This is a genomic window from Candidatus Regiella insecticola LSR1 (genome assembly GCF_000143625.1).
GTDB classification, from domain to species: domain Bacteria; phylum Pseudomonadota; class Gammaproteobacteria; order Enterobacterales; family Enterobacteriaceae; genus Regiella; species Regiella insecticola.
On record NZ_GL379639.1, the window covers coordinates 1 to 5,108 of the forward strand.

At 44.4% G+C, this 5,108-nt stretch carries 7 protein-coding genes and 1 pseudogene; all 8 read left to right on the forward strand.

The window, feature by feature from the left end; all coding sequences use genetic code 11:
• On the forward strand, positions 1 to 696 hold a 696-nt coding region (locus REG_RS08550; RefSeq protein ID WP_260200254.1), incomplete at its 5' end, for a type IV secretion system protein.
• Positions 697 to 802: 106 nt separating this feature from the next.
• Positions 803 to 1,039 (forward strand): type II toxin-antitoxin system Phd/YefM family antitoxin, encoded by a 237-nt coding sequence (locus REG_RS08555; RefSeq protein WP_006705272.1) that lies wholly within the window; start codon positions 803 to 805, stop codon positions 1,037 to 1,039.
• Entirely contained in the window at positions 1,036 to 1,431 is a 396-nt protein-coding gene (locus REG_RS08560; RefSeq protein WP_006705833.1) for a type II toxin-antitoxin system VapC family toxin, read from the forward strand. The genes REG_RS08555 and REG_RS08560 overlap by 4 nt, the downstream gene beginning before the upstream one ends.
• Positions 1,425 to 1,803, forward strand: a pseudogene (locus tag REG_RS14525) (helix-turn-helix domain-containing protein). The gene REG_RS08560 and the pseudogene REG_RS14525 overlap by 7 nt, the downstream one beginning before the upstream one ends.
• A 40-nt stretch (positions 1,804 to 1,843) precedes the next feature.
• Entirely contained in the window at positions 1,844 to 2,185 is a 342-nt protein-coding gene (locus REG_RS08570; RefSeq protein ID WP_039908292.1) for a hypothetical protein, read from the forward strand.
• A 23-nt stretch (positions 2,186 to 2,208) separates the two neighbouring features.
• A complete protein-coding gene (locus REG_RS08575) occupies positions 2,209 to 3,159 on the forward strand; it encodes a type IV secretion system protein (protein ID WP_006705276.1) in 951 nt (316 codons plus the stop codon).
• Between the two features lie 95 nt (positions 3,160 to 3,254).
• Positions 3,255 to 4,172: a virB8 family protein gene (locus tag REG_RS08580; RefSeq protein ID WP_260200255.1), complete on the forward strand. Its 918-nt coding sequence runs from the start codon at positions 3,255 to 3,257 to the stop codon at positions 4,170 to 4,172.
• Between the two features lie 4 nt (positions 4,173 to 4,176).
• Positions 4,177 to 4,980 carry a TrbG/VirB9 family P-type conjugative transfer protein gene (locus REG_RS08585; protein ID WP_039908294.1) on the forward strand — a complete coding sequence of 268 codons (804 nt, stop codon included), beginning with the start codon at positions 4,177 to 4,179 and terminating at the stop codon, positions 4,978 to 4,980.
• Positions 4,981 to 5,108 lie beyond the last annotated feature (128 nt).

The window sequence follows — 5,108 nt, forward strand, 5'->3', positions numbered from 1 at the left end:
GAAATGACCGATTTAGCAAAACTGAGAAAAACGACGATGGCGACTATTCTGGTAGCAGGAATGTGTCTATTTACGCCGGGGAGCCAGGCCGGTGTACCGACAATCAGCCCGGAAGGATTGGCACAGCAAAACGCCTACGCCAAGCAACAGGCTAGGGAAGCAGTCGCGCAGTTGAATAAGGCTAAAGAAGCGATTGCTCAGGCCAAAAGTCAGTATGAGCATTACCAAGGATTGATTGAAGGGAATTCGAAATTGGGAGACTTTCTTAACGACCCTTTGGTTAATGCCCTTATCCCGATGGGAGACTGGGAGCAGATTTACAGCGATACCCAGCGCCTGCCCGAGTTACGCCAGCGATATGGATTAACTTCGAACGATCAAAAGGTACAACAGGCGTTCGACAAACTCTTAATGAAGGCGGGAATGCTGGAGGATGAAAAACTTGCCAGTGACAAGCGGGTAGTGAATGCTAAAAAATTGCGTGAGAAGTTGAATCTGGTGCAAACACCGCAGGAGAAACAAGATTTAGCGTTGCGTTATCAGCAAGAAATGTTGGAACTCCAGACCCAGCAGATCCGGTTGCAGAACATTAAGGAACTGGCAGCAGAAAAAGAAAAACTAGCAGATCGCAAGCGAGCACAGGATTTCACCGATTACATGCTTGGCAAGCGGCCTGATCTTCCCAAATATGACTAGTTTGATCAGATATTTGCTCCATTGACCCTCAAACTCCAACATAATTTGTAATAATCGTCGCATTATGTCAGTATCATGACTATAGGAATATGACTATAAGAATATTATGAACGTCAATCAAGTATCAAAATCCGAATTCAAATCGAAAGCGCTTGAGTATTTCCGTCAAATTGAAGCATCAGGTGCAAGTCTTATCGTGACTGATCACGGTAAACCTGCGCTGGAAATACGTCCTTACCAGAATATCGTTCGCAACCCGCTTGAGGTATTACGTGGATCCGTCGTTAGTTATGTTAACCCCACCGCTCCTATTTCAGCGGATGATTGGGAAGCAGCTCAATGATCGTTTTGGACACGCATGTGTTGGTTTGGTGGGTAGCAGACGATTCAATGCTAAGCGTAACAGCAAAGGCGGCAATTGAAGAAGAACAGGCCAAAGGTGAGATCATTATATCCAGCATATCGGCCTGGGAAATTGCAATGTTAGTCCAGCGCGAGAGATTGCTGCTGTCGATGGACGTAGATAGTTGGCTTGCGACAGTCTCACAAATCGATGCGGTGCGCTTTGTGCCGGTAGACACAGAGGTAGCGACAAAATCTGTTGAGCTTCCTGGTGAATTTCATAAAGACCCAGCAGACCGTATGATTGTAGCGACTGCACGTAAGCTGGCAGTACCACTCGTAACCAAGGACGAGAAAATTCGTACCTATGCTCATGTAAGAACAATTTGGTGACAGCCGTTCCACTATTGGGGGGGAAGTCATTCTCAATCAGATTATAAAGCGGCGCTTGAATTAGTCGATTATCTTATTGAAAATGATGATGAAAATCCTCTAATTGATATTTTGGCTGTCAAGATCGCGGAATATGAAGAACATAACGAACAATTTTATGAATTTAATAAGGCACTTGAAGGGATGTCCACTGGAGTGGCAGCGCTACGGGTATTAATGGATCAATATAATTTAAAACAAACTGATTTAAAGAATGAGATAGGTTCGAGGTCGTTGGTTAGTCAAATACTGAGTGGCAAGCGCTCATTAACTATCGATCATATTAGATCTCTATCCGCGCGTTTTAACGTGCGCTGTGAAGTATTTATTTAATGGTGTTTCAGGACTGGCCACAACAAAAAGAGGACTCACTATGCAATATCGAAAAGCAGGGATGGCAAGAATGGTTTTGCTCGCGCTGGCATTGTTACTGACAGGGTGCAAAGATAAAGGCAAAGCGTTTGTTGGGCATTGGGTGGAAATAACAAACAATGAACACCCAACGGATATGAAAATTACCTATGATAATGGTGTTTTTCATATTGATAAAAATGAGTATTACGCTCTTGGGTTGGCAGATTACAAACTAAAAAAATTAGAAGCGACAGCAAAATCAGACAATGTTCTGACTGTGATGGATCGTTTTGGGAAAACCATGAGGCTAAATGATGGTGTCATTAGCTTTGATAACGCAGAGTTTAAAAAACAAGATTAATCCTGTCTGAATAAGGAGATGATATGGATGTGCATATTGCACAAACACTATATCAGGCTATCGACGAAGGGTTAAAAAGCACCATTGCTACCGGTACGGCTAACGTTATGACTGCTACCGGCGTAATATTCGGAACCTGCTGGCTTATTCACTTAACCATGAAAAGTATTTACTGGCTTTTTCAGGGTTTGGATATGGCATTTCAGGATTTGCTTTTAACCATTGGGAAAGCATCGTTTATTATTTATTTTGCTTTTAATATTAGCTGGTATATTGATACGGTTGTACCCGTGGTTAACGGGCTGCCTAACTGGATGGCGCAAACACTTTCTTCTTCGGGATTAGCGCAGTCTAATCAAGTTGATACAGTGATCTCAACCTTTTTCACCGCCTTACAAAACACGATAGGGGCGATAAAGTTCAGTATTTGGGACGAGGCTGCTGCGATGTGGCTTGGTTTTTTGGCTCTCTTGTTTTTTCTCTTGGGGGGCATACCTTTTATAATGGTTGTGGTTGGCACACTTATTACCTTAAAGGCGGCCACATCAATCATTCTTGTTGTTGGACCTGTTTTTATTGCTTTCTCGTTATTTGATCAAACACGTCAATGGTTTTGGGGTTGGCTGTCAGTCATCGGTGGCTTTATGCTAACGCAAATATTATTTGGGGTAGTATTAGCGATTGAATTTAATTTTATTAATAGTGTAATAATAAATAATGGGAAAATAGATACTGATATATTAAGTTGTTTCTCCATACTTCTTTATTTTAGTGCATTTACCCTGTTAGCTACCGAACTCCCTAATTATGCTGCATCCATTATGGGGGGAGCACCTTCTGGTGGTGTGAGTAGTGTCGGGGGCATAGTGGGACGAGGGTCGGGATTAAGAGCGGCGGGCAATATGAGTAAAGCTACGGGTAAAAGTATTATGAAAGGTGTTAATAAATTCAGGAATAGAAATAGTATTGGTTAACCCTCCCTGTCACTTGCTCCATCCTCTTTTTCACTGTCAAAACAACATTCATTTCTAGGTCTTTATTATGAATTGCAAACTCTTATTGAGTGGGCTTGTTTGCGCTGCGCTGCTTTCAGGGTGCTGTTCATTATCTCCCTCCTCTGAGCCCTCCGGTCAATGGCAGTATGTCAATCAACGGGCTTCATTTGTTACTTATCCAGGGGGTGAGCATGCTGAGCCGCAAAGATAAAAAACAGGTTATTACTCAGGAAAAGAAAATCATTTATGGCGATGAAGGGCTCTCCGGCAAAGAAAAGGAGATCGGTCAGGCTGTCCAGGCGTATACGCACGCCGCAAAATGGTTCGAAAAAAACGTGGCGGAGGGGTATCGCCGTCAAGCCCGTAACAGTCGGTATTTGTCGATTTTCTTTGGTGTGCTGGCGTTTATGTCTATGGGTGCCGTGCTGGGGCTGACTCCCCTTAAAACCGTCGCGCCGTATTTGGTTCGGGTGGATAACAATTCGGGTTATACCGATATTGTCGCTCCCCTGACGGCGGGGAAAAAACCGGAGCAGGTGCAGGATGAATATTGGCTGGCAACCTACGTTCGCACCTATGAGTCCTACAACTGGAGTTCGCAAACTTCAAATTATGCGCTGATTAAACTCCTGTCTCATAGCGAACCGTTTACGGAATACAAAAACTTCCAGCTTTCCAGTAAAGGTTATACCGAAGTACTGGGTAAAAATCTGCAAATCAGGACGAAAATCAACAACGTTGTGCCCCTGCGTGCGGCACGCGGCAAGGAATTGCAGGCAGATAAAAACATTAAAACTTATCAGGTACGTTTCACTAAAACCATTCTTGATCGCAATGGGAATCCTGATCCGCAAAGCCAAATCACACACTGGTTGGCAACCGTCTCTTTTGATTACAACAATCCCTCGGTGACGCAGGAAGACCGGTGGCTTAATCCCATGGAATTCGGCGTTCATGCTTACTCAAAAACGCAGGAAGTTAAAGGGGGATAACGAAATGAAAAAATGGATGGCAGCCACGTTGATTTGCGCTGTTTTTTCTTCTGGTGTAGACGCTGAAACAGTGGGAAAGGGCGCTTCACTGGATAAACGTATTCGAACCGCGCTTTACAGCCCTGATAATGTTTACCGGCTAAGCACCATGAAGAACCGGACATCAACGATTCAATTTCCCCCGGGAGAAACGGTAAATCGAGGGAGTGGGTTGATTGCCACGGGCAATCCCGGTGCCTGGGTGATTGGTGCTAATCAGGATGGCAATATGGTTGTCGTCAAGCCGGACATTAACGCCACTGACGCCAACACCAATGTCATTATTAATACCAACAAACATACCTATATTGTTGAGTTGAAACTAACCGACAATCCGGCGGCCATGACTTACTTGCTGCGTTTTAATTATCCTGTGCCGCCAAAACCCGAAGAATCGCCTTTTAAAGGCCGTCAAAGGAATAAAAATCCCTGCGAAGGGAGAATCAACCGTAATTATCAAAAACGAGGGGATATGTCGTTGTCGCCCTATGAAATTTGGGATAACGGCACTTTCACTTGCTTGCGCTTCCCAACCAATGCACCGCGCCCCGTCATCTATCAAGTGCTGCCTGACGGCACGGAAACACTGGCGAACCTACGTTCAGTTAACGACATCATGGTAGTTCATGGTGTCAGTCAGCGGTTTAGGTTACGTCTAAATCGTCTGGTGCTTGAACTGCGTACCGAACAAAACAATACCGGTTGGTACAACGATAACGGTACCACCACAGGTAAGGTTAGGGAGGTGAAGAATGCCGGTAAAGAGTGATATAGAAAATACGCAAAACCGCTCTTCCTGTGCGGCGGTCTATGCGAGGGGCGATTTTGATGCCAGACCCCAACGCAAAAAAAGGAAGATGAACCTTACCACCCTTCTAATCTTCTAATCGTCGGGGA

Coding starts and splice junctions, on each gene's coding strand:
- REG_RS08555 (WP_006705272.1), top strand. CDS start 803: ATGAACGTCAATCAAGTATCAAAATCCGAATTCAAATCGAAAGCGCTT.
- REG_RS08560 (WP_006705833.1), top strand. CDS start 1,036: ATGATCGTTTTGGACACGCATGTGTTGGTTTGGTGGGTAGCAGACGAT.
- REG_RS08570 (WP_039908292.1), top strand. CDS start 1,844: ATGCAATATCGAAAAGCAGGGATGGCAAGAATGGTTTTGCTCGCGCTG.
- REG_RS08575 (WP_006705276.1), top strand. CDS start 2,209: ATGGATGTGCATATTGCACAAACACTATATCAGGCTATCGACGAAGGG.
- REG_RS08585 (WP_039908294.1), top strand. CDS start 4,177: ATGAAAAAATGGATGGCAGCCACGTTGATTTGCGCTGTTTTTTCTTCT.